The 1,658-nt window shown below is 27.6% G+C and carries 1 protein-coding gene; it reads left to right on the top strand.

Annotated elements, in window-relative coordinates:
* Nucleotides 1-224: 224 nt before the first annotated feature.
* Nucleotides 225-1,658: DUF6402 family protein (locus AJ932_RS08470; RefSeq protein WP_070278805.1), on the top strand; the 1,434-nt coding region annotated here is incomplete at its 3' end.

Genomic DNA, 1,658 nt, shown 5'->3' on the forward strand with positions numbered 1-1,658 from the left:
TTAGATCAAGATAATACTATAAAACAAGATACACCTAGTTATTATTTTTCTCCTAAAGATGAATTCAAATGCAAATCATAAAGGATAAAATAATATATGAAAACAAGCCAAATATATGAAACTTTATAAATATGCTAGAATGTGCTGGACTAGGTATTCTATAAATTTAAATGAGAACATGCTTAAGGAATTTCTAAAAAATATAAAAACAATAGGATGAAATAATGGATGAAGAACTTTTTTGGGAAAACATTGTTCCAGTAGGACATATTAATGAAGAAACTTTAAAGAGCCAAATTTATATTAATAATATAAATTTTAGCACTTTGCAATATGATGAAACAGTTTTACCTACAGAATTAGAGTGTTGTTATAATGAATTTAAATACTATCAAAAAAGCAATAATGAAATAGCAACACTAGGTTGGGCTGTTAGTTATCAACTTCAAGTATTGTGGCAAAATAGCCCTAAGATAGATACAATACAAAATTATCATCTCCCCGTAAAACAAAATAAGCCTAATAATCCCCAAGCAGAACAAAGACTAAAAGAAATACAAAATTTCTTACAAAGTAAAGGTATAGAACCCCTTATTTTACATTATACCCCTTATCCAAACAACACACAAACCCAAGAGATGAAAAGACTAAGGCAAAATTCAGAGCGTTTTTCTCGCCATATAGATAATAAAACAAATGAAGTAAGAGAAGAAAGGCGTTCTATTAAATTTTACACTACGCTAGATTGGGATAAGTTTTATTCTCATTTTCCTATAATAAAAAGACTAAGTAAAAAATTTCATACAAAAGAAGACATATACACTCAAAATTTTACAAAGCAAATAGAAAAAATTTTAAGAAAAACTCATAATATTTTGATATTAAAAAATTTGCCTCAAGGAGAATATAAATTTGATTTTGCTATCGATATAAAAGAAAATCGAAGCGATAAAAATGAAGAATCTTATATCATCATTAAAGAAAATGATGAAATTTCAAAAGATTATAAACGCATTTTACACTGTAAGCCCTATGAGCTTGATACTTTAAATTGTCAATATATAGGTATGGGTGATGATGAGTTTTTCAGACAAATTTGGCAAAATTTAGGTATAAATATTGCAGAGAAATTTAAGGTAGATTTTTCTTATGCTAGACTTGATAAATTTATTTTTGCGACATCGCCATTTGGACTTACTTATAATACATATGAGACTTTAGAGCAAACTTATGATGAACTCATGCAAGATCTATCTCTTTATGCTTGTAGTGGTAAATTTTCTTTTAATTTTGTTCCTTCAAAATTAAGCATTAAAAAAGAAATTCAAGGAGATAGAGAAAAGGTATCATACCGCGTTGATGAAATGCTTATTTATGTTTATGATAGCTTTGATTTTTTAGATCAAGGACATGAATTTGATGATAAGGGAAATTTTATCAAGCTAGGACAACCTGTTGGAGCTTGGGATTTTAATGAAAAGAGTTTTAGTATTTGGGGTTCTACAAGACAGATGGAAACTTATAAACCAAAGATATATATTATACCACAAATAACCTTTGCTGATATTCTACAATCCCCAAAAACCAAACAATACTATATTTACAATCAAGATTATCAAGACTATCAAAAATTCACTCCTTATGGTTTGGACTTTAAA

The sequence above is a fragment of the Campylobacter sp. BCW_6873 genome (assembly GCF_001762365.1).
GTDB classification, from domain to species: Bacteria; Campylobacterota; Campylobacteria; order Campylobacterales; family Campylobacteraceae; genus Campylobacter_D; species Campylobacter_D jejuni.